A 19,755-nucleotide genomic window follows, 5' to 3' on the forward strand; every position below is an offset into this window, starting at 1 on the left:
CTCAATTAATTATTGATATTCGTAATTCTGCCTTCAATTTCTGCCGTGATCTTTCCGCCTTTGAAGGTTTCTTTCACATAGTTAACGAAAGCTTCCAAATCAGCATGCCCAAATACACGCTCTTTTCCTTTCAGGACGGTATAGTTATCACCACCGCTTGCCATGAAATCATTGACGGCGACCGTGTATGTTTCGGTATCCTTGATCGGTGTCCCGTCCGCTTTCTTCAATAAGGTGACACGTTCGGTGACAGGTTTACTGAAGTCGGCTGTGTAGCTCAGTCCAGAAATTTGCAAAGTTTTCGGAGATCCTTCAACGATCCATTGCTGTTGAAGCAGCGTTTTCACTTCGGCTCCAGTCAGTTCGAGCTTAACCAATACGTTTCCGAACGGCTGGATTTTCGCTAAATCGGAAAAAGTGACTTCCCCCTTTGGAATATCTGCACGAATTCCACCTGGATTCATGAAGGCAAAATCGGAATTCAAATCTGCTTTCATTGAATCGGCAATTAAATTACCGAGTGCAGTTTCCTGTGTATAGGCATTGGTTCTTAAAATTTTCTCATCCGTTGTCCCAAGTGGGGCTTTCAACTCGGGGAACATGTCTAAATAGTCGTTAATGAATTTCGTCGTCCCGGCATCGGGTGTGATGCCATCTTGTGTAACCGTGACAATTTCAGCTGACTTTTTGACAATATCCTTTGTGTTTGGATCGATTTCCAAATCAACATCTTCAAAAGCCGTTCCATAAGAGTAAGCTTGTACAATCAATTTATTATCCACATAGTTGTTGACCCTTGCATGATTATCTCCTGCTAAGATCACATCGACTTCATCATCCACGGCTTTGGCAAGATCAGCCACTTCGCCTGTGATGACCCCTTCCTTTTCAGTGCCTGGGTCATGCGAGATGATCACAATGGATTTGACGCCCTTTTCCTTCAACTCATCAACCGCCTTATTTACCGCAGGTGCCTGTTCTATGAATTCCACATTCTTAATGCCATCCGGACTTACTTTTTGAGGTGTGGCATTCGTTACTACACCTATGAACCCGATATCAACCCCGCCTACCTTTTTTATGACGTAAGGGTCCAAAATGGGTTTTTTGGTGTCTTTATATACGACATTGGCAACCACATACGGAAAGTTCAATTTATCGAATACCACATCAGATGTGGGCGACTTTCCGCCATTGATTTGAGCCATAAGGGTTTCTACCCCTTTGTCGAACTCATGGTTCCCGACAGTTCCGACATCGAATTTCATATTATTCAAAAACTGTAGCGTCGGTTTGTCCTGGATCAAAGAGGAAACGGGAGCACTTGCCCCAACAGCATCCCCTGCTGATAGTAAAAGTGTATTTTCAGGGTTTTCAGCTTTACGCTGCTTCATGTGCGCAGCTAAATAATCAGCACGCCCTTGTTTGATACCGCCAAAATCAGAAGTGGTATCCAGCTGGCCGTGAAGATCATTGATTCCAAGCAATTGCACCTTAACGTTTTCTTTCCCAAGATTGAATTTGTAAATGCCAAAGCCTTTATCATCGGTTTTACCTGTATAGAAAATTGGACTGTCTTCATTTAAATATTCCGCACCCTTTGGTGATGAGGTGAAAGTAACGTTCACCTTGCCTGAAATCGGGGCAATTGACCAGTTATTATCAGCAGTTGGATTGATCTCACCCTCTTGGGTAATGTAATCCATCAAGATTTGGCGATTTTCATCCGCAGAGTCAACTACGTATTCGCTGCCTTTCACTCCCGGGAAATTTCCTCCGCCCGAAGCACGGTAATTATTCGTCACGACGATGAAGTCTTGATTCGGGTCCACTGGTTTTCCATTATATTTCAAATCTGCAATCCTGCTTGAATCCGACACTTTTATCCCTTTTTCATCATAGCGCGGAGCCTTGGTGACATCGATTTGATACGTAACGCCGTCAATCACATCAAAATTATAGACGGCAAACTTTCCATTAAGCAATTCCTGTTCCTCAGACTTGGCAGGATCAATTTTATTATATTTCCCGGCAGACATCTCAAGCCATTCTTTAACCACGGACCCTTTGATCTTGATTGCCTTCAAGGTATTATCATATAAATATAAATCGCCGGCGCTGCGAATGGTCAGTCCGCCTTCTTTGATTTCGGTGAATTCCTCGACTCCATTGCGCCCCGCTTTGAAAGGGGCTCCTACAGAGAGAATAGGCAAGTCTTTGTATTCAGGGCGATTGCTTTGGATATATTTTTCCACATACCATTTCTGCGCGCTTGTCACAACCTGTACAGAAGGATCATCTTGCACAAGGGCGAAGTAACTATGGATTGGAGCTGTAGTCGTTCCAATTGGCGTGTTGACATACTTGATCGTTTCTTCGTGATCCTTTTTAACGGCTTTGACGACAGATGCATCTTCAGCTGCTTTTTTTCCTGTTACTTTGTCGTTGATTGCCCGAGTTGATGAATCGGAATGAACGACCTTCCATTTCCCTTTGATATTCTGGATATCAAGATCGATGATCCCCAGATTACTGCCGCCATATCCTGCTTGAACGGCTGGTACACCATTGATGGTGCCCTTTTTATTATCCACGCCTTTAAGGATTTTTCCTTGGCTATCTTTAAATAGGCTGTCTAAAGACGCCTCATCTTGTGCCGGAAAGACTTTATGTGTGTGGGAGAACGTGATGGCATCGATGCCGGATACCTTGCTTAATGAATAGATGACATCCTCGGTATTCTTGGTGTCGCCATTAAACCCGGAATGAGTGAGCGCCACGATGACATCCGCACCCTTTTTCTTCATTTCAGGTACATATTTATTTGCAGTCGTGACGATTTCTTTTGTAACGACCTTACCGTCAAGATTCGCTTTATCCCAATCCATGATTTGCGGAGGGGCAAACCCAATGTAGCCTATTTTTACTGATTTCTCGTTTCCATTGATATCCTTTACTTTTTTCGTGACGATCTTATAAGGGGTATATTTATTTTTGTCATTCTTTGGATTATTGTCTTTATCCTTTTTATAAACATTGGCATTCACATAAGGGAAGTCCGCATCGTTGATGGCCTCGTCCAAATAAGATAAACCATAATTGAATTCGTGATTGCCGAATGTAGCGACATCATAGTCAAGCAAGTTCATCGCTTTATAGACAGGATGGACTTCACCTTTTTTCAGTGGCGCTATTTTCGCTTTGTACGTACCCAGGGGGGTCCCTTGAATAAGGTCGCCGTTATCCACTAAAACACTATTTTTCACTTCTTTTCGTGCCTGTTTGATTAAAGATGCCGTGCGGGAAAAGCCGACGGAGTCCGATACGGCATCCTTATAATAATCATAGCTCACTAGATTAGTGTGTATATCTGTCGTCTCCATGATCCTTAGTTCAAATGGTGCATCAGAAACGGAGGTTGCCAGGCTGTTGCCGAAGTTAATCGTATTGCCGTTATACTTGGAGACAACCGATACCTTGACCCAATAACCCGCTTTATACGTATTGAAGTATGCAGAGAACTTTTGGGCCGATTTAATATCCGCCTCAACGGCTGACTGTGAAATGACCTTCGTCCCATTCATTAACTGGAAGACAACTGTTTCATTTCCTTTGTTCCCTTTTTTCGGTGTGACCGTTACAGTCGCCTTGGTGCCATTTGTGTAATTAACGGCAGGAGCTGTAATGATGAACGGTTTAGTCGCGACCGGTTTCTTATTAGACCCTTTGGCGGATGTCTCCCCCGGGACGGTAAATGGGGCTGTAATCAAACTTACAGCAAGAATCGGGGCAAGCATCTTTTTAACATGCATCTTGAACGACATACTTCACAACCCTTCTATTTTTGTAAAATGCTAGAATAATATAACATGATTTTGTCGAAATCGCGTCACAATTTACCTTAATATTAAGAATTTTGAATAATTGGTACTATTTATCCATTTCCATTCACTGAACATGGATCGTTTTTCCTTCAAATATATATAACCGTCACCGAATCCGAGGGAATCCTTAGGGAGAAAGGTGCTTTTTAATAAAAGGCTGACCCATGCACATGAGCCAGCCTGCTTACATCGTATGGATTTCAAGATCGTTCCTTCTTTCTTCGACGCTCTCTACTTCAGTGAAACCGGAAGCGCCGCTGCAGTTAATCCGCTTGATAATAATAGGACCAAGGCAATCACCCCAGCATACTCCCGATCGATAATGAAATGCGTACCGGGAATCTAATGAATCATCAAACTCATTGAAACAAATTAAATTCGTTATTATTCTTTATGCTTTTCTATATCTAACAATTTTCTAATTCGTTTTTTTGCAAAGCCTCTATAAACAAGGTTTCATCAAAACAACAATGTAATTAAAATAACTTAAAATAAAAGTCATAAAAATGTCACTTATGTAAAAATTTTTCGGCATATATAATTACATTTATGCTTAAAAGAAAGGATGTTTTTATTTGCCTAGTAATAAAAAGGAAGGCATAATCTTTGGACTTTTTATGTGTTTTGGAATGGTTCTTATTATGTCAGTTTACAACACAGCTTTACACGGGGTTTCATCGTTTACAATAGGGGCTGCAGTGATTCAATTTGTGGTAACATTTATCGTCGCTTTTATTGCAGAGTCAATAGTTGAACCGAAGGCGCGTAAACTTGCATTATCACTGCCTTATGATAAATCGAAAGAAACCAACTTTATTATTGCAATCGCCTTTTGTATGGTCCCTATAATGGTCCTTATTATGTCAGTATATGGGGTTATTTTAACGAGGCTAATGATAGGAATCGAGGGTTCAATTGTCACAGCTTACCTTAAAACAGTTGGTCTAAACTTTATCGTGGCGCTACCATCACAGTTACTGATTGTTGGACCAATCTCACGCCGGTTATTAACTACATACATTAAACCAGCGACACATAAGCCAAAATTAACAAAAATTTGAGTGCGTAAATATTAATGTATATGACAAATAAATAAAAAGGATTAAGCTAATACGCTAATCCTTTTTATTTAATATGTTATAACTCTACTGCGTTAAGACGAAAAATTTCTTATATTAGGAATTAACCTGTCCCATCCAGACCAAGGCGTGCCGGTGAAACGACCATTATACCCAATATGGATTCCCCGATTTGTCCTCCCTCCATAATCCCCTTTTTTGAATAAACCTGCAGAATTCCTTTCAAAAAAAACTGGTAACCAGTTATTAAAACATGAAAACCTATAAATCCCGATTTAATAAACTGGCGGAAACCGGTTCGATTCCCATCTCCCTCGACCAGATGGACAACTGGCCTATATGATGAATTTCGTGTGCTATGAGATGGCGCAGTATCCTGCCTTTTTGGTATGTCCCCTCCATCCAGGATGGCTGAATCATTTCTTCCTTCCCATCAATTGAATGCGAGTTCAAATAGTCCAAAATCTCTGAATGATAACGTCCGGATAATTCCTCCACTTTCTCGATCGTATTATAAGCGTCTAAATCAATCCCGACATCCGGCTTCCCTTGTATGGCCCTGATCCAGCTGCATTCGACATCGATTATATGGGCGAGCGTCCTTAAAATATTGCCCATCCCGCCAGTACGCTGTCGTTTCAGTTCCTCACTCGGTACGGATCTGCACCACTTGAACCACTCATTTCGCACCTGCCAGTTATAAGTGAATAATGTCAACATCCCTTTTCCCCCAACACTATTTGACGTTAAAGCACCGCTTCCCTTTATATAGATAATAATCCTGTCTTTGAATGGTTTTGAATCCACAAGATTCATAGAGTCTTAAAGCATGCTCATTAGTCGCCTCGACCTCGAGAAAAATATCATATCCCAGCTGGCATTGTTCGGCTACAACCTTTTTCAATGCCTTTCTGCCAAGTCCGTTTCCCTGGTATTCCGGCAAAATGGAAAATCCATAAATCCACGCTTCCCGGTCTGAATGATCAACACGGATCTTACCGACCGCGCGGCCATCCTTTTCAATCATCATGGTTTTCAGAGTATCCTCATATAGGATGCGCTGATAATAATCCTTCGCCTCTTGTTTCGTAAATTGGAAACACTGAATATCCAGCTGAATTTCCGTTTCCTCATCATCTCTCCGTGAAGGGCGAACGACTGCATCCTCATAATCATCCAGTTCCGTTTGAGACCATTTCATTTGAAACTCAGAAAAAGAAAACTCACATGGGAGCTGTTTCAAGAATCCTGTCCCTGAATGGGATTGGGAAGGTGCGTTCAAGATGATCAACTTATAGTTGCGCTCCACGGCACTCCTTATAGCTTCGTCCATCAGCTTTGTAAAAATGCCTTGCCTCCGAAAATCAGGGTGTACCATCCCACACATCTCCACTTTGTTTCCAAAATCGTAAAGACCAAGAAAACCAACAAGTTTTACTCCATCGTAGTGAAGAAAGTCATTCTTATTCACACCATTTCGACTGCGAAGTGTTTCCCAGTTCAGCTTTAATGTAAAATCCTCCCGTTCACATTCATGCTGTAGAATCCGAATATCTTCTAGCTGTATTTCATTCAAAATTGTCACCCCTTTCCATACTATCAGTTTATTACCAAAAAATAAGAAAAGCAGCATCCTTTTACTTGGATGCCGCTTATTTACATAAGTTTATATATGAATGTTGTTTTTTTAAAAGTATTTTCACTTTAATCCATAAAACTAAAATCGTATGAGGGGAGGATTTCCTATCTAATTCCATTGACGGATGAATTATAGCAGTAAAATGATTCCAATTGAGGATTATTTTTTACCCATTTTGTGCTATATTCCAAATAATGGTTTATTATTTTTTTATTTGACTTTAAAGGAGGAATTTAATGGTCCAATGTACCGGTTTCTTTATACCCGAATTCCGGACCCTTTATTGAACAGAACCCGAAATTCGGTTTTTACTACCTAGCACATTACGTCCTGAGGTTATCGTTTTTTCGTTTTGTGAGCGGACTTTTTTAAGTTCTCTACGTCCGTTGTCAGTTCTTTTAATTGTTTACCGAAGCGGAAGAGCAAAAACATAGAAACGACGAATGGATAGCCAAATTCGCTAACTAATGACACCCACATAGTAGCATCCTCAATCATCATCCTCTTCACCCCTTTTCTTGTATCTGATATCTAAAGTGAAACTTGTTTTAAAAAAACAATCTAGCACTATTGATTTATGGATAAAAGAACGAATGTTCGTATATAATTGATTTATTCCCCTTGTCCATCACTTTATTAATTAAAGGAGGGATAGCGATGAACCAATTAACTTCTCATTTTTTTTCTCATTCATTGGAATTTCTGCAACAACAGTACTCATCTTTCTTTGAACAACCGATCATTCAAGTATTTTTACAGAACCCAGAGCATTTAAAGATTTTTACCGAAACTCTTGATTCCCCTTCTTCACACAACATTTGCCAACTCAACGAGACTTTCAAAATTTTCTATTACCGGGCTAAGGTATACAAATACATGTGCTCCTTAATTTACTTTTTCTCCGTTGACTTTGATAAAAGGGCACGGAAGCAGCGGGAACGCTATCGAATGGTACTTGATGCGACACCAAGGGATACTGGCGGAATGATCGATCGAATCGGCACTTTGGACGTTCAACTTGAAAAGATGGGAGAAACGAATGATCTAACTTCACACATAAGTGATGAAGAGATGATAAAAGCCTTGAAGACGTTAACATCCAAACAAACCCTGGTGCTGACCATGATTTTTTCCTACGGCCTATCCAACAAGGAAATTGCTGCCTATTTCCATGAGTCGCCACAGAATATCTCAAGCATCCGTAAACAAGCTCTAAAAAAACTTCGAAAGCACTATATGGATGAGGTATATAATAGAAAGGAGAAAAGCCATTGTGGATAAAAAACTCTCAAAAGAAGAATTGGTGAATCTTATCGATTCTTTGAATCCTAAAATAAAAAAATCGTTAAAAAACACAAACTATCAAGACCGGAATGATCTGGAACAAGAGATTAAACTCAAGATCATTGAGTCATATGAAAAAATTGCAGCAATCGAGGCACCTAATTTCGAGGAATTCCTTGCAGAATTCCTGACTAAGCAAAAACAATGAAAAATTACCAAGTCCAGAGCAGCATGCTGGACTTGGTAATTTTTTTCTGAATATCAGTATGATGGATTCAATGTCAGTCTATCACCTTTTGGATCGTCTAATGCCGTTTTGTGATAAGTACCTTCTGCCCAATCATCAAGCTGATCGTGGTACCACTCACTTTTAACGTTACCTGATTGCCCCGGGCCAACGAGGTGATACCCCTGGTTCATGTCGGATAGGTCGATGACAAACCTCCAGGAGCCACCATGATTAACAGTTCCGTCATCTAAAAATGCCGCTGCCTGTACAGTTACACTGCTGCCGCCGACCGGCAATCCGCCGCCGCTGTTAAATAAATAATTTAACGGGGCAACACTTGATAGCGGGTGGTTAAACCTTACCTGATGATAGTCACCCCATTCCCAATCAGCTATATCGTCACCTTGTGATTCTTCCAGCTCCTTTAACGTCTCCTGTAACGACTTGGCGAGTACCTGCTCCAGTCCGCCTGCCTCTTCAATCCAAGGACCCGGCTTACCGTCCAGTGCCCGCCGCAGCAGTTCATCAATGGCTGAACGCCTTCCATTAAAGAGGTTGAGGGTTTCCTCCGGTATTTCTTCCGTAAGCAGAACTTCCCCTATTTTTTTCATCCAGACATTAAAAATCAGTGGCGCTGCTTCATCAACGGAATCAATTTGATTCCATTTCTTAAGAATCCTGAGTGCCTGTTCTTCCTGTTTTCCCGAAGGACCTTTCAATACCTCTAGAAATTGAGGGACAAACTCTCTAGCTTGCAGATTCAGCTGATCCATTTGCAGGCTTTGCATATCCTCGGTCGTAAGCTTTTTATTGGCTTTTAAAAACTCCTGTATCCTCATCTGACGGTAGGGCTGTGCCCAGTTATTGCTGATGTGGTAAGGATAGTCATCCGAGATGACTTTATTATTCGCTGTCGAAATGAATCCCTCTTCCGGATTGACCGTTTTTGGAAGTTCATCAAACGGAATGTAGCCTTTCCACTCAAATTCATCCGTCCAGCCAGGTACTGGCAGCATACTATCGCCTTTTTTCCGGATTGGGATTCTCCCATTCGCCTTATAGGCAATGGTCCCATCGACTGAGGCAAAGACGAAATTCTGTGCCGGGGTTTCGAACTTCAAAAGGGCCTTTTCGAATTCTTTCCAGTTTCCGGCTTTATTCATATTCAGCACCGCTTCAAGCTCGGCAGAAGGATCAAGTGCCGTCCACCTTAATGCAAGGACGGTATCTTTTCCGCTTTTCCCGGCAAACTCGGAAACAACCGGTCCATGGCGGGTAACAGTCACCTTATAGTCAAGTGTCTTACCATCCTTCACCCTGATCGGTTCGTCCAAGATTTGTGCTTTTTCCCATTTACCTTTGAAGGCGAATTCTTTCAGGTTTTCCGGGTTTCTCTTCTCAATATACAGATCCTGAACATCCGGACCTGCATTGGTCACACCCCAAGCGACCTTTTCGTTATGACCGAGAATGATTCCCGGAATCCCGGCAAAAATAACACCGCTCACATTGACTGACGGGGCCTCTAAATGCATTTGATACCAAACGGACGGTGTAGCTAATCCCAGATGGGGATCATCCGCCAATAACGGCTGACCGGAATCCGTTTTCTTGCCTGAAACGACCCAGTTATTGCTGCCGTTGAATTCATAAGGAATAACAGCCCCTGCAAAACTTTTTTCAATATCCAGCTCTTCCTTACTGATGATATATGGAGCGCCCTTTGGATAATCAGGAAATAAATCATACGCTTTTTCCTTTGGGAACGTTTGCAGTAAATACTGTCTAAACGCCTGATCTTCCCAGTTCCCGCCTAAATCAAAGGCCATATATTTACCGATGGTCAGCGAATCGACTGGTGTCCACGGCTCTGGTTTGTATCCAAGTAAAGTGAACTCGGCCGGCCATTTCCCATTCTGCTTCAGTTCATCGATATAAAGATTCACCCCTTCGGCAAACACATCCAGGGCTTCTTTCCCGTTACTTGTATATGCAGCATAAGAGGCTTCAGCCGCCCGTCTCAACCCCAGTGTACGAAAATATTTATCATTTTTGACGGTTTTCTCACCAATCACTTCACTCAATCTTCCTGAGGCCTGACGCCTGCTTAAATCCATTTGAAATAAACGGTCCTGTGCTTGGATATACCCTTGGGCTAAATACAAATCATGTTCATTCGCTGCTTTGATATGCGGTACCCCACTGGAATCCCTCACTACCGTAACCGGTTTCAAAAGGCCTGGAAGCGATATTTCCCCCTTTGTTTCGGGCAAGGATCTTGAAAGAAATACATTTGCAGCAATCAAAACAGACAGCAAAAGTAAAATCAGGATTCCAAAACTCCATAGCGCCCGTCTTTTCCATTTCGATTTTGGCTTTTGCTGAGGTACGGCAACTTCCATCGACACATCTCCCTCTCCCCTTAAAACTCTCTTTCTTTCTATTTAAGATATTCCGCGTTTCCACCCACCTTTCCTACCATCTTCCTGACATTCTCTCTTTTTATTTCCAGAAGGTTGGAAAGGGGCAAGGACGAATTACTACCGCGTAAGGTCAGATTATTCCGAGGAAGGTCGAATTACTACGCACGAGGTCGAATTATTACACCACGTAGGTCGAATTATCCCGCCTAATGACCGATTATCTCGCAAAAGGGCGAATTATTACCTGTCAAGGTCGATTTACTACCGCGATATGCTCCGATAAACATTGTCAAATCCAAAAACACCGATACAAAGTATCGGTGCGTCAGGGGATTCTAGCTATTTGCAATTATGTATTCAATCACTTTATCCGCATCATCCGTATAAAAGAGTGCCTTATCGAAGTCATGGGCTGCCTTCGTCTCGGCTTCCATGTATTCAAAGGAGAGGAAACCAAAGAGCCGCTTCCATTTATTGTTTTTCTCAAGAAGTTTTCTTGCCCTTTTTATATCCTCAGGTATGAATTCATTAATGATAAAACATGGGTCAGAAAATGAATGGTCCTGAAAACGTTCGTTCAAGGCCTGCAATTTTTCCCGATCCCATTCCAGCCTTATCAAATCCGATATGACCGTCACATTTTGAACCGAGTCGAGGATGCGTTTTGACAAAACATCATATTCTTCATCCTCCAACCCATTATCCGTCATGATTCCTATACAATACCATTTTTCATTATGATCCAGTTCTTCATTTTTCTTGAAAAACACTATTCATCCACCCTCCTTTTACGCTTTACATGTCCTATTTCTTTTTCTTGTATATTAAATCCATTCATTATCTAAATGGCAAATGCAACATGTCCGTCCTCAGCCATTTCACTATACCATGAAGGTATATCCACAGGATTCGCTAATTTTTTTTGGGAACTTCATTACATACAAAAAAGATACCCTGAAAAGGATACCCCCCATCATACCGGCTGAAGAGCCAGCCCTCTTTGTTTAAACAGATATTCCATAGCCTCCCTGAACGATAGAAAAGCTTTTACCTGATTAGTGAAATCGAGTTTGATTATCTCTTTCACCACATCAGGGGTAAAACCGACAAACATCGTTTCCGTACCCATCAACGCCAGTGCCCCCACTAGTTTATCTAAAAGGGAGAGCATATTGCTTTCCTTCGTAAAGGTAATCCCGGAGAGATCGATAATCAATACTTCCGCATTCAAATCTGCACATTTTTGCAGTACAGTCGATTGCATCGGCTCCATTCTCCAATCATCAATGCGCCCGATCAATGGTAAGAGCAGGACATCCTTTAAAACGGTCTGTACGATCGGAGTGGCCAATTCTTCCATGACTTCCTGGTTCTCTTTTATCTTCTGCAAAGAATCGTTTGCCATTCTTGCCATTTCTTTATAATGATTCACATAACTTATACTCACACAGTGTATGAATTGGTCCAGGATCGCATCAATTATCGAGCTTGCCTTTAGCAAAATTTCAATGGAGTAGTAGCGGTTGCTTACTTCTTCTTCAATGAAACTCCAGAAAAGATTACGTACCAGCTGAGCTTCCTCAATATTCTTATCTAAAGGAATACCCATATCCACGACGCGCTTTCCTATTTCCATCCCCGTTATTTTCATACGTTCCATCGCTTGTGACTTTCCATGGATTAGGGCATCTGCATGGATTTGAATAAGCTCTGACCTTACCTTTTTACTGGTTTCAAAATCATAGAGCGGGCCATCTTCTTCGAACAACTCGATATGCTCCACCAAGATATATTTAAATTTTTCAATTTTTTCACCGATCATTCTTAATTCTTCCATGTAGACCTCCCATAAAGGGCTTTTATCACATTTTATCAAATAGTTAATGGTTGTGGGTATAAAACCTTCTATTACCAATATGATAATAGACGTTTACCCTTTTCTGAATAAGGGTATTATGATATATGACTTGGAGGGATTACCATGAAAAAGGATCAAAAAGACTTTGAATCTGAAAACATGAGCGATTTAGTCGAACTCATAAACAGTAAAAATAACAGCCGCAGAATATTGGATGTAATTCGGCGTAACAAAAAGGATAAAAGTAAAAACAAAGATACAAAATGAAAAACCCAGTCCAATGTGGTCTGGGTTTTTGAATGGATAAATAAAAGAGCTGAGTTTGTTATTTAAGCAAACTCAGTTCTTCCTGTCACTATCTTTTTCTCCGAATCTCCTTCACATGGTTCCCTTCAGTGGTAATATAGACTGTTTCATCAATTTTGTATGTTAAATAACGGTCACAATCAATTTCCAACGTTTTCCCATTGTCGAATTTCATTGCACAATTGGATCCCTCTTCGGTCTCCGTCACATCAATGACTTCGTTCGTCTTAAAACCGACTGCCTTGCCATCGGAGAAATGAGGATAGTATTTTTCAACAATCTCCACCTTTTCCAATCTGCCAGGACTTGTTAAGTATACAACGAATAAAATAATTAATACGGCTATTAACCCAATGAGAATTACTACTTTTCGTTTCACTCTATCTATTACCCTCTTCTCTTATCAATCTATTATTCAATATCCTTTTTCACTAGATTATATTCAGGATTCCGGAAAATCATGATAGAAAAGATCATTTTATTTAACGATTTTCACTTTTTCAACCATCATGGCACAAGCAGCAGCCAGGAGGATTAAAATGGATACTGCCGAGATGACCCCTACCCAACCGAACTTCATCAGGAATAAACCGCCTGATGCCCCCACTACACTTGATCCGGCATAGTAAAACAGGAGATATAATGCGGATGCTTGTGCTTTTTCACTTTTATCGGCTAAACTTCCAACCCAACTGCTCGCAATTGAATGAGCTCCAAAAAAGCCAAATGTTAACAGGGCAAGCCCCATTATTTTCAGCAATAGTGGATCCAATAGGGTTAAAAGGGCCCCCATCAGCATGATTGCGATTCCGATAAGAAGTACAAGCCTCCGACTATATTGATCGGCAAGCTTCCCCATCCATGTAGAACTAAATGTCCCCACAAGATAGATGATGAAAATGAAGCCAATCAATGTTTGTGATAAATGATATGGCGGTCCCATTAAAGGTATACCCACAAAGTTATAAACGGTAACAAACGAGCCCATTAATAGGAAGGCCATACCGAATAAGAGTACTAGTCTGCCATTCCTTAAGTTATTAATGAGGGAGGTTTTTATTCTCGACAATGAGACTCGTACGCGGACTGCATGCTGCGAAGGCGGGAGCATCCACCAAAAAGCCAGACTGATGATCAAACTTAAAGCTCCAAGGCTGCCAATCGCTATGTTCCATGAGAAATGATCGGTCAGCACCCCGACAATCAACCTGCCAGCCAATCCGCCGATACTCGAACCGCTCACATAGATACCCATCACATAGCCCAGGCTTTTCGGATGAAATTCTTCATTGATATAAGCCATCGCAATTGCCGGGAAGCCTGCAAGCACGGCTCCTTGAATCGCCCGTATCGCGATAAGGATGTATAGGTCATCCTGGATGAAGCTGACACATATGGATAACAATGCAGACAAAGTGAGCGCCGTCCCCATTATTTTTTTCCTATCGATATTTTCTGAAAAAAAGGAAACTAGCAATAAACAAATGGCAAGCGTCCCCGTTGCGAAAGATAATGTAAGACTTGCCATAGCAGGAGAGACTCCGAATTGCTTTGCGAATACCGGAATGACCGGTTGGGTACTATATAGATCGGCAAACGTTACAAAGCTACCAAGAAATAAAGCCAAGATTGTTTTCCTGAATGATTTACCAGCAGGCTCGATATAATTCACTTATGTTCAGACCCTTCACTTTTAAACTTTCCCCCTATGTTAATACGAACTTCCTGAGTTGTCTATTTCGCCACTTATGGCCAAAGGGAAAGTTCAGTTCCAGCAATCCTAAAAAAAACCCTTCACTGCACTGAGTGAAGGGTTTTTCATTAATATGACCGTTTATCATTCCGCTCACTTTTTTTAAGCAGCCAGTACACAGGCATTCCTATAATGAGGATGATCACCGAGTACAGGGCATTTAAAGGTGTTTGGATTAATGTGCTTAAAACAATATATATTGCGCCAGCAATCGCTACAATGGGAATCAATGGGTAAAATGGAACTTTATAAGTTTTCGCTTCCGGATCTTTTCTGCGTAAGATGAAGACCGCAAAGAAGGCTAATCCATAAAAACAGAAGACAGAGAATACGGCCATATTGGTAAGTTTGTCAGGGTCTGCTGCAACCATCATGATGATTGCAATGAACACTTGTAATATCGTTGCATTTACAGGCGTTTTAAACTTGGGCGATATTTTCCCGATTTGTTTATGGCCAGGCATCATTTTATCAGTCGCCATCGCCAAGGTTATGCGCGGAAAGGTCAGGAGTTTTCCGTTCAAGCAACCGAAAATGGAAATCGCTATTCCGATTGATATCAATTTCCCGCCCAATTCACCAAATAGAAGCGTTGCCGCAACATTCGCTGCATTCGTTCCATGAGCTATGACTCCCTCTGCTCCCAATACATGAAGCATGGCAAGGTTCACAGCTAAGTATGAGACCATGACCACGACTAATCCCGTTATGATCGCTCGCGGCAACGTTTTCTGCGGGTTTTTCATTTCCCCTGCCATGAAGCCGACATTCATCCAGCCATCATACGCCCAGAGCGTAGCCAAAATCGCACCGGCCATACTGATTTTCATTGAACCTTCACTATTGATATTGAATACAGGCATATCACCTTGTGCGATACCGAACACGGCTATGAAAATGATGGGGATCAATTTAGCAACGGTCGATAAGGTTTGTATCATACCGCCGTATTTTGTCCCCAGCAGATTCATGCCTGCTATAAATACGATCGTCAGAATCCCTATTGCCAAAGTGTAATCTGAAGCGATATTAAATATTCCTGCGATTAATATTCCGAAGTATAAACTGAGGGCACCCATGACTGCAGGTCCATATACCAATGTTTGAACCCAGCCGCATAGGAATCCCCATGCTTTTCCGTACACTTCTTCCATATAAACATATAAGCCACCCGTTTTAGGTATCCGTGTACTCACTTCCGCAATCGTCAATCCGCTTGCCAGGGTAATCAGACCGCCTATCAGCCAAGCTAATAAGGCCATAGTTGAGTTACCACTTAACTCAAGCACGTCACCAGGTCTCATGAAAATACCAGAACCGATAACTGTACCAACTACAATAGATGTTCCAACCCAAAAGCCAATCGTTTTCTTCAATTGGTCATTTCCCATGATGTCCTCCCCAGGTGTACACATGTACTTATTTTATACTAAAATTATATCATATAAATTATACGAAAATAGTTTATGTAATCATTTGAATATTCCAATAAAAACTCAGACACATTGGTATTACTACGCTCAGGGCGCTTTATTACATTTATATTTTTTTTACTAAATATGACTGAAACTACGCTAAAAGCCGAATATTTTTTTATTCACAAAAGATTATTCGTTATTTATCTCAATAATCACGAATTAAAAATCACAAAACACAATTATCATTCGTTATATATTTTTGTGGGATTCCAGCATTTTTCTAGGAACGCAAAAAAACCACCCCAAATCAACGGGGTGGTTCCACTCCACTTTCAAGCTTCATTTCGCATTACCAAATAATGAATAGAAGCACAATCGCCAAGACAATCCGGTAGATGGCAAAAGGAGTCAATTTAACTTTATTGATTAAAATCAAGAAAAAGCGGATACAGAATAACGCAAAGATAAATGCACTGATGAAACCTGCAATAAAGAATGGCAGAACTTCAGGCGTGAAATTATCCCAGTACTTCACGATTTTCAACAAACTGGCCCCAGCCATGATCGGCACTGCCATGATGAACGTGAAATCGGAAGCAGCCCGATAGCTCATCCCTAATAGCACACCGCCTGATATCGTTGAACCTGAACGGGAGAATCCCGGCCATAGAGATAAACATTGGATTAACCCTACACCGAAAGCTTGTTTATAAGTGATTTGGTCAACCGTTTCTGCAGTCAGCTTTGGACGGAATTTATCCGCAGCAATCATCAAAAATGCGCCCAAGAACAACCCGACGATAACCGTCTTCATGGTAAATAGATTTTCATCAATGTAATCTTCGAATAATAGACCTAAGACGCCCGCCGGTAGCAATCCGACAAGGATCTGCAATAGATTAAGCCTTGGGCCCTTCACAGCGGATGTCCCTTTCAGCTTCCTTAAACCAAGCAAGTCCATGAATCGTCCCCAGAAGAGCACGACTACCGCGAGTATCGAACCAAGCTGGATGACCACCTTGAACGCATTGGCCACTTCACTCCCGAAAAGCTCTTTCGAATTCAGCCATAAATCATCGACGATAATCATATGCCCTGTAGACGATACAGGAGCAAATTCAGTTAATCCTTCTACAAGACCAAGAATAACTGCAACAAAAATTTCCCACATATTCATTTTATTCACCTCATAATTCGAACACCTATTTATGGAAATATCATTTGTATTTTACTCGTTGTTTAAAATATTGTCTATTAAACATTGCTGAAACAATTTACGGGTACATGTATGATAGGGTTCAAGATTAAGTTTAAAGGGGAAGTGATGATTTTGCAAAACATACTGATTTTCGCTCATAGGGGTTCCAAGGGGACGCATCCTGAAAATACCATGGCAGCATTTCAAAAGGCGGCAGAAATCGGTGCCGAGGGGATCGAGTTCGATGTCCACCTCAGTTCTGACGGGGAATTGGTCATCATCCATGACGAAACACTTGATCGAACGACCACCCTTAGTGGTTATGTAAAAGATCATTCGTCACAACAGCTGAAAACGGCAGATGCCGGGAGCAAATTTTCCAAGGAATTCCTTGGGGAACGGATTCCTTTTTTAATGGAAGTTTTCGACTGGGCAAAGGGAAATGCTTTATTGATGAATATCGAAATAAAAACGGATAAGCTCGCTTACGAAGGGATTGAACAGAAGATCATTGATTTAATTCGGCAATATCGAATGGAAAATCGGGTGATCCTCTCTTCCTTCAACCATCAATCCATTGAAAAAGTGAAGGTGCTTGCCCCGGAACTTGAACGTGCATTATTGTTCGAGGGGCTTCCTGAAAATTTCGAAGAAATCTTACGTGATAAAAAAGAATCTGGGTTTCATCCAGATAAAAACAGCCTGACCCCGGCAGTTAGTGAAAAAGCGAAAAAACTTGGATACAAAGTCCGGCCATGGGTCGCCAATGATGAAGCTGACATCGTCAAGCTTGCAGAATTGGATGTCGATGTTATCATGACCGATTTCCCTGAAAAGGCAATCAAGATTTTAAAGGCTTGGCAGGCAACTAGCTGAACAATGCGAAAGAGAAGGAGCGATGCCCCTTCTCTTTCAATCCATATTTATTCAATTAATTAACGAGAAAAGTTTGAACCGCCTAATTGTTGTTCAGCCATTTGAACCAAACGTTTTGTGATTTCCCCACCAACAGATCCGTTAGCGCGAGAAGTAGTGTCAGCACCTAGGTTTACACCAAATTCACTAGCGATTTCATTCTTCATTTGTTGTAGAGCTTGTTCTGCACCAGATACTAAAAGTTGATTGCTGTTATTGTTGTTTGCCATGTGTTTTCACCTCCTACTAATATTAATTAGCATTTTAGGCTTAAATTATTATTGCCAATTTATTGTATTTTTTTCTTTACGGCCCTTCAATCCAAAGCTCTTTATCATGATTTTCTTTTTATGTTCATAAACTGTTAGGAAACTTTCAGTACAGTAGGAGGGAAAAGAATTGCAAATACATGTGGTTAGGCCAGGCCAGACGTTATATGGCATCGCCCAGACGTACAGCGTAACCGTTGACAGGCTCGTGGAAACGAATAAGATTCCTAACCCAACTAACCTTGTTTCGGGGCAGGCCCTTGTCATTCCAATAGTCGGCAGCTATTATTTCGTTCAACCGGGTGATAGTCTTTATTCCATTTCCCAAAAGGTTGATGTCCCTTTTCAAGAGTTGGCAAAAATAAATGGCATTCCTGAAAATCAAGTCTTATCAGTTGGATATCGGCTCTATATTCCGGCACGGAAGAAAAAGACCGCCGAATTCAACGGTTATGTCGAGCCTAGGGGTACGACGGTCGCACCGGCCCTTGTAACGGCTGCAAGGGAAGCTGGGCCCTATTTAACCTATTTAGCCCCATTCAGCTTCCAGTCGCTTCGTGACGGCTCTTTAAAAGAGCCTTTGCTCGATGACTTCCCTGCCATCGCCAGAGAAAATAAAAATGTTTTAATGATGGTGATCACGAATCAGGAAAATGACCAATTCAGCGATGAGCTCGGGCAAATCATCTTGACGAATACTTCCGTTCAGAATAAGTTCCTGAACAATATCGTTACAACGGCAAAGAAATATGGATTCCGGGATATTCACTTTGACTTTGAGTTTTTAAGGCCGGCCGATAAAGAGGCCTATAATCAATTTCTCCGAAAAGCCAGGGATCGATTCAAGAAAGAAGGCTGGTTCATTTCCACGGCACTTGCCCCTAAAACAAGTGCTGAGCAAAAAGGCCGTTGGTATGAGGCACATGACTATAAAGCACATGGTGAAATCGTCGACTTCGTTATCATCATGACTTATGAATGGGGATATAGCGGAGGACCTGCAATGGCCGTGTCCCCTATTGGACCGGTTCGGGATGTTCTCGAATATGCCGTCACCGATATTCCCTCCAATAAGATCCTGATGGGGCAGAATCTATATGGCTATGATTGGACCCTGCCTTTTGTACAGGGATCCACCGCCAAGGCCGTGAGTCCGCAGCAGGCCATCCAGATTGCGGCGGCCAATAATGTTTCCATCGAGTATGATGAAACCGCACAGGCCCCGCACTTCAACTATACTATTGAGGATAAACAGCATGAGGTGTGGTTTGAGGATGCCAGATCCATTCAGGCAAAATTCGATTTAATCAAAGAGCTGAACCTAAGGGGGATGAGTTATTGGAAGCTCGGCTTGGCCTTCCCTCAAAACTGGCTGCTCATCAGTGATAATTTTAACGTACGGAGAAGGGTCTAAGAACAGATTGAGCCTATCGTTAAACTTTTGGAATACCAAAACGCAAACGGACATATAATCAAATATCGAGCATGAAGTCCAGTTCT

Annotated in this window: 18 protein-coding genes; 6 read left to right on the top strand and 12 right to left on the bottom strand. The window is 41.6% G+C overall.

All coding sequences use genetic code 11. The features are described 5' to 3' along the window. Positions 1-5 precede the first annotated feature (5 nt). Positions 6-3,824, bottom strand: coding sequence for a bifunctional 2',3'-cyclic-nucleotide 2'-phosphodiesterase/3'-nucleotidase (locus QUF78_RS24900; protein ID WP_289326791.1), 3,819 nt, complete (start codon positions 3,822-3,824; stop codon positions 6-8). Positions 3,825-4,459: 635 nt separating this feature from the next. On the opposite strand from QUF78_RS24900, the gene QUF78_RS24905 reads away from it, so the two are divergent. Continuing rightward, positions 4,460-4,945 carry a DUF2798 domain-containing protein gene (locus QUF78_RS24905; RefSeq protein ID WP_483313870.1) on the top strand — a complete coding sequence of 162 codons (486 nt, stop codon included), beginning with the start codon at positions 4,460-4,462 and terminating at the stop codon, positions 4,943-4,945. 279 nt (positions 4,946-5,224) lie between these two features. On the opposite strand, the gene QUF78_RS24910 is transcribed toward QUF78_RS24905, so the two are convergent. The 3 genes from QUF78_RS24910 to QUF78_RS24920 form a co-directional block, all read right to left on the bottom strand. Beyond that, the gene (locus QUF78_RS24910; RefSeq protein WP_289326793.1) at positions 5,225-5,683 is read right to left on the bottom strand and encodes a DinB family protein; all 459 of its coding nucleotides are present in this window, start codon (positions 5,681-5,683) and stop codon (positions 5,225-5,227) included. Between the two features lie 16 nt (positions 5,684-5,699). Beyond that, on the bottom strand, positions 5,700-6,548 hold the full coding sequence (locus tag QUF78_RS24915; protein WP_289326794.1) for a GNAT family N-acetyltransferase: 849 nt from the start codon (positions 6,546-6,548) through the stop codon (positions 5,700-5,702). Positions 6,549-6,938: 390 nt separating this feature from the next. Beyond that, positions 6,939-7,082 (bottom strand): YvrJ family protein, encoded by a 144-nt coding sequence (locus tag QUF78_RS24920; protein ID WP_197281884.1) that lies wholly within the window; start codon positions 7,080-7,082, stop codon positions 6,939-6,941. Between the two features lie 177 nt (positions 7,083-7,259). On the opposite strand from QUF78_RS24920, the gene QUF78_RS24925 reads away from it, so the two are divergent. Both QUF78_RS24925 and QUF78_RS24930 read left to right on the top strand, forming a co-directional pair. Continuing rightward, positions 7,260-7,883 (top strand): sigma-70 family RNA polymerase sigma factor, encoded by a 624-nt coding sequence (locus tag QUF78_RS24925; RefSeq protein ID WP_289326795.1) that lies wholly within the window; start codon positions 7,260-7,262, stop codon positions 7,881-7,883. Further along, positions 7,876-8,094 (top strand): hypothetical protein, encoded by a 219-nt coding sequence (locus tag QUF78_RS24930; RefSeq protein ID WP_289326796.1) that lies wholly within the window; start codon positions 7,876-7,878, stop codon positions 8,092-8,094. The genes QUF78_RS24925 and QUF78_RS24930 overlap by 8 nt, the downstream gene beginning before the upstream one ends. Positions 8,095-8,147: 53 nt before the next feature. Here the strand turns inward: QUF78_RS24930 and QUF78_RS24935 are convergent, their stop codons facing one another. The 3 genes from QUF78_RS24935 to QUF78_RS24945 form a co-directional block, all read right to left on the bottom strand. Continuing rightward, positions 8,148-10,517 (bottom strand): penicillin acylase family protein, encoded by a 2,370-nt coding sequence (locus tag QUF78_RS24935; protein WP_289326797.1) that lies wholly within the window; start codon positions 10,515-10,517, stop codon positions 8,148-8,150. A 356-nt stretch (positions 10,518-10,873) separates the two neighbouring features. Beyond that, entirely contained in the window at positions 10,874-11,308 is a 435-nt protein-coding gene (locus tag QUF78_RS24940) for a hypothetical protein (RefSeq protein ID WP_289326798.1), read from the bottom strand. Positions 11,309-11,511: 203 nt separating this feature from the next. After that, positions 11,512-12,375 (bottom strand): STAS domain-containing protein, encoded by an 864-nt coding sequence (locus QUF78_RS24945; RefSeq protein ID WP_289326799.1) that lies wholly within the window; start codon positions 12,373-12,375, stop codon positions 11,512-11,514. 144 nt (positions 12,376-12,519) lie between these two features. Here QUF78_RS24945 and QUF78_RS24950 point away from each other — a divergent pair, with 144 nt between their 5' ends. Next, a complete protein-coding gene (locus QUF78_RS24950; RefSeq protein ID WP_289326800.1) occupies positions 12,520-12,663 on the top strand; it encodes a hypothetical protein in 144 nt (47 codons plus the stop codon). An 88-nt stretch (positions 12,664-12,751) separates the two neighbouring features. Here QUF78_RS24950 and QUF78_RS24955 read toward each other — a convergent pair whose 3' ends face one another. The 4 genes from QUF78_RS24955 to QUF78_RS24970 all read right to left on the bottom strand — a co-directional run bounded on the left by QUF78_RS24955 (position 12,752) and on the right by QUF78_RS24970 (position 17,050). Beyond that, positions 12,752-13,081 carry a hypothetical protein gene (locus tag QUF78_RS24955; RefSeq protein ID WP_289326801.1) on the bottom strand — a complete coding sequence of 110 codons (330 nt, stop codon included), beginning with the start codon at positions 13,079-13,081 and terminating at the stop codon, positions 12,752-12,754. 99 nt (positions 13,082-13,180) lie between these two features. Next, positions 13,181-14,374 (bottom strand): MFS transporter, encoded by a 1,194-nt coding sequence (locus QUF78_RS24960; protein ID WP_289326802.1) that lies wholly within the window; start codon positions 14,372-14,374, stop codon positions 13,181-13,183. Positions 14,375-14,523: 149 nt separating this feature from the next. Continuing rightward, a complete protein-coding gene (locus QUF78_RS24965; protein WP_289326803.1) occupies positions 14,524-15,846 on the bottom strand; it encodes an APC family permease in 1,323 nt (440 codons plus the stop codon). Between the two features lie 376 nt (positions 15,847-16,222). Continuing rightward, complete coding sequence (locus QUF78_RS24970) at positions 16,223-17,050, bottom strand: undecaprenyl-diphosphate phosphatase (RefSeq protein ID WP_289326804.1); 828 nt, start codon at positions 17,048-17,050, stop codon at positions 16,223-16,225. Between the two features lie 111 nt (positions 17,051-17,161). Here QUF78_RS24970 and QUF78_RS24975 point away from each other — a divergent pair, with 111 nt between their 5' ends. Continuing rightward, entirely contained in the window at positions 17,162-17,947 is a 786-nt protein-coding gene (locus tag QUF78_RS24975) for a glycerophosphodiester phosphodiesterase (protein WP_289326805.1), read from the top strand. A 59-nt stretch (positions 17,948-18,006) separates the two neighbouring features. Here QUF78_RS24975 and QUF78_RS24980 read toward each other — a convergent pair whose 3' ends face one another. Further along, the gene (locus QUF78_RS24980; RefSeq protein WP_034310322.1) at positions 18,007-18,216 is read right to left on the bottom strand and encodes an alpha/beta-type small acid-soluble spore protein; all 210 of its coding nucleotides are present in this window, start codon (positions 18,214-18,216) and stop codon (positions 18,007-18,009) included. A 169-nt stretch (positions 18,217-18,385) separates the two neighbouring features. Between QUF78_RS24980 and QUF78_RS24985 the strand changes: the two genes are divergently transcribed. Continuing rightward, positions 18,386-19,669 (top strand): glycoside hydrolase family 18 protein, encoded by a 1,284-nt coding sequence (locus QUF78_RS24985; RefSeq protein ID WP_289326806.1) that lies wholly within the window; start codon positions 18,386-18,388, stop codon positions 19,667-19,669. The last annotated feature ends 86 nt before the right edge of the window (positions 19,670-19,755 follow it).

The organism is Peribacillus sp. ACCC06369 (assembly GCF_030348945.1).
GTDB lineage: Bacteria > Bacillota > Bacilli > Bacillales > DSM-1321 > Peribacillus.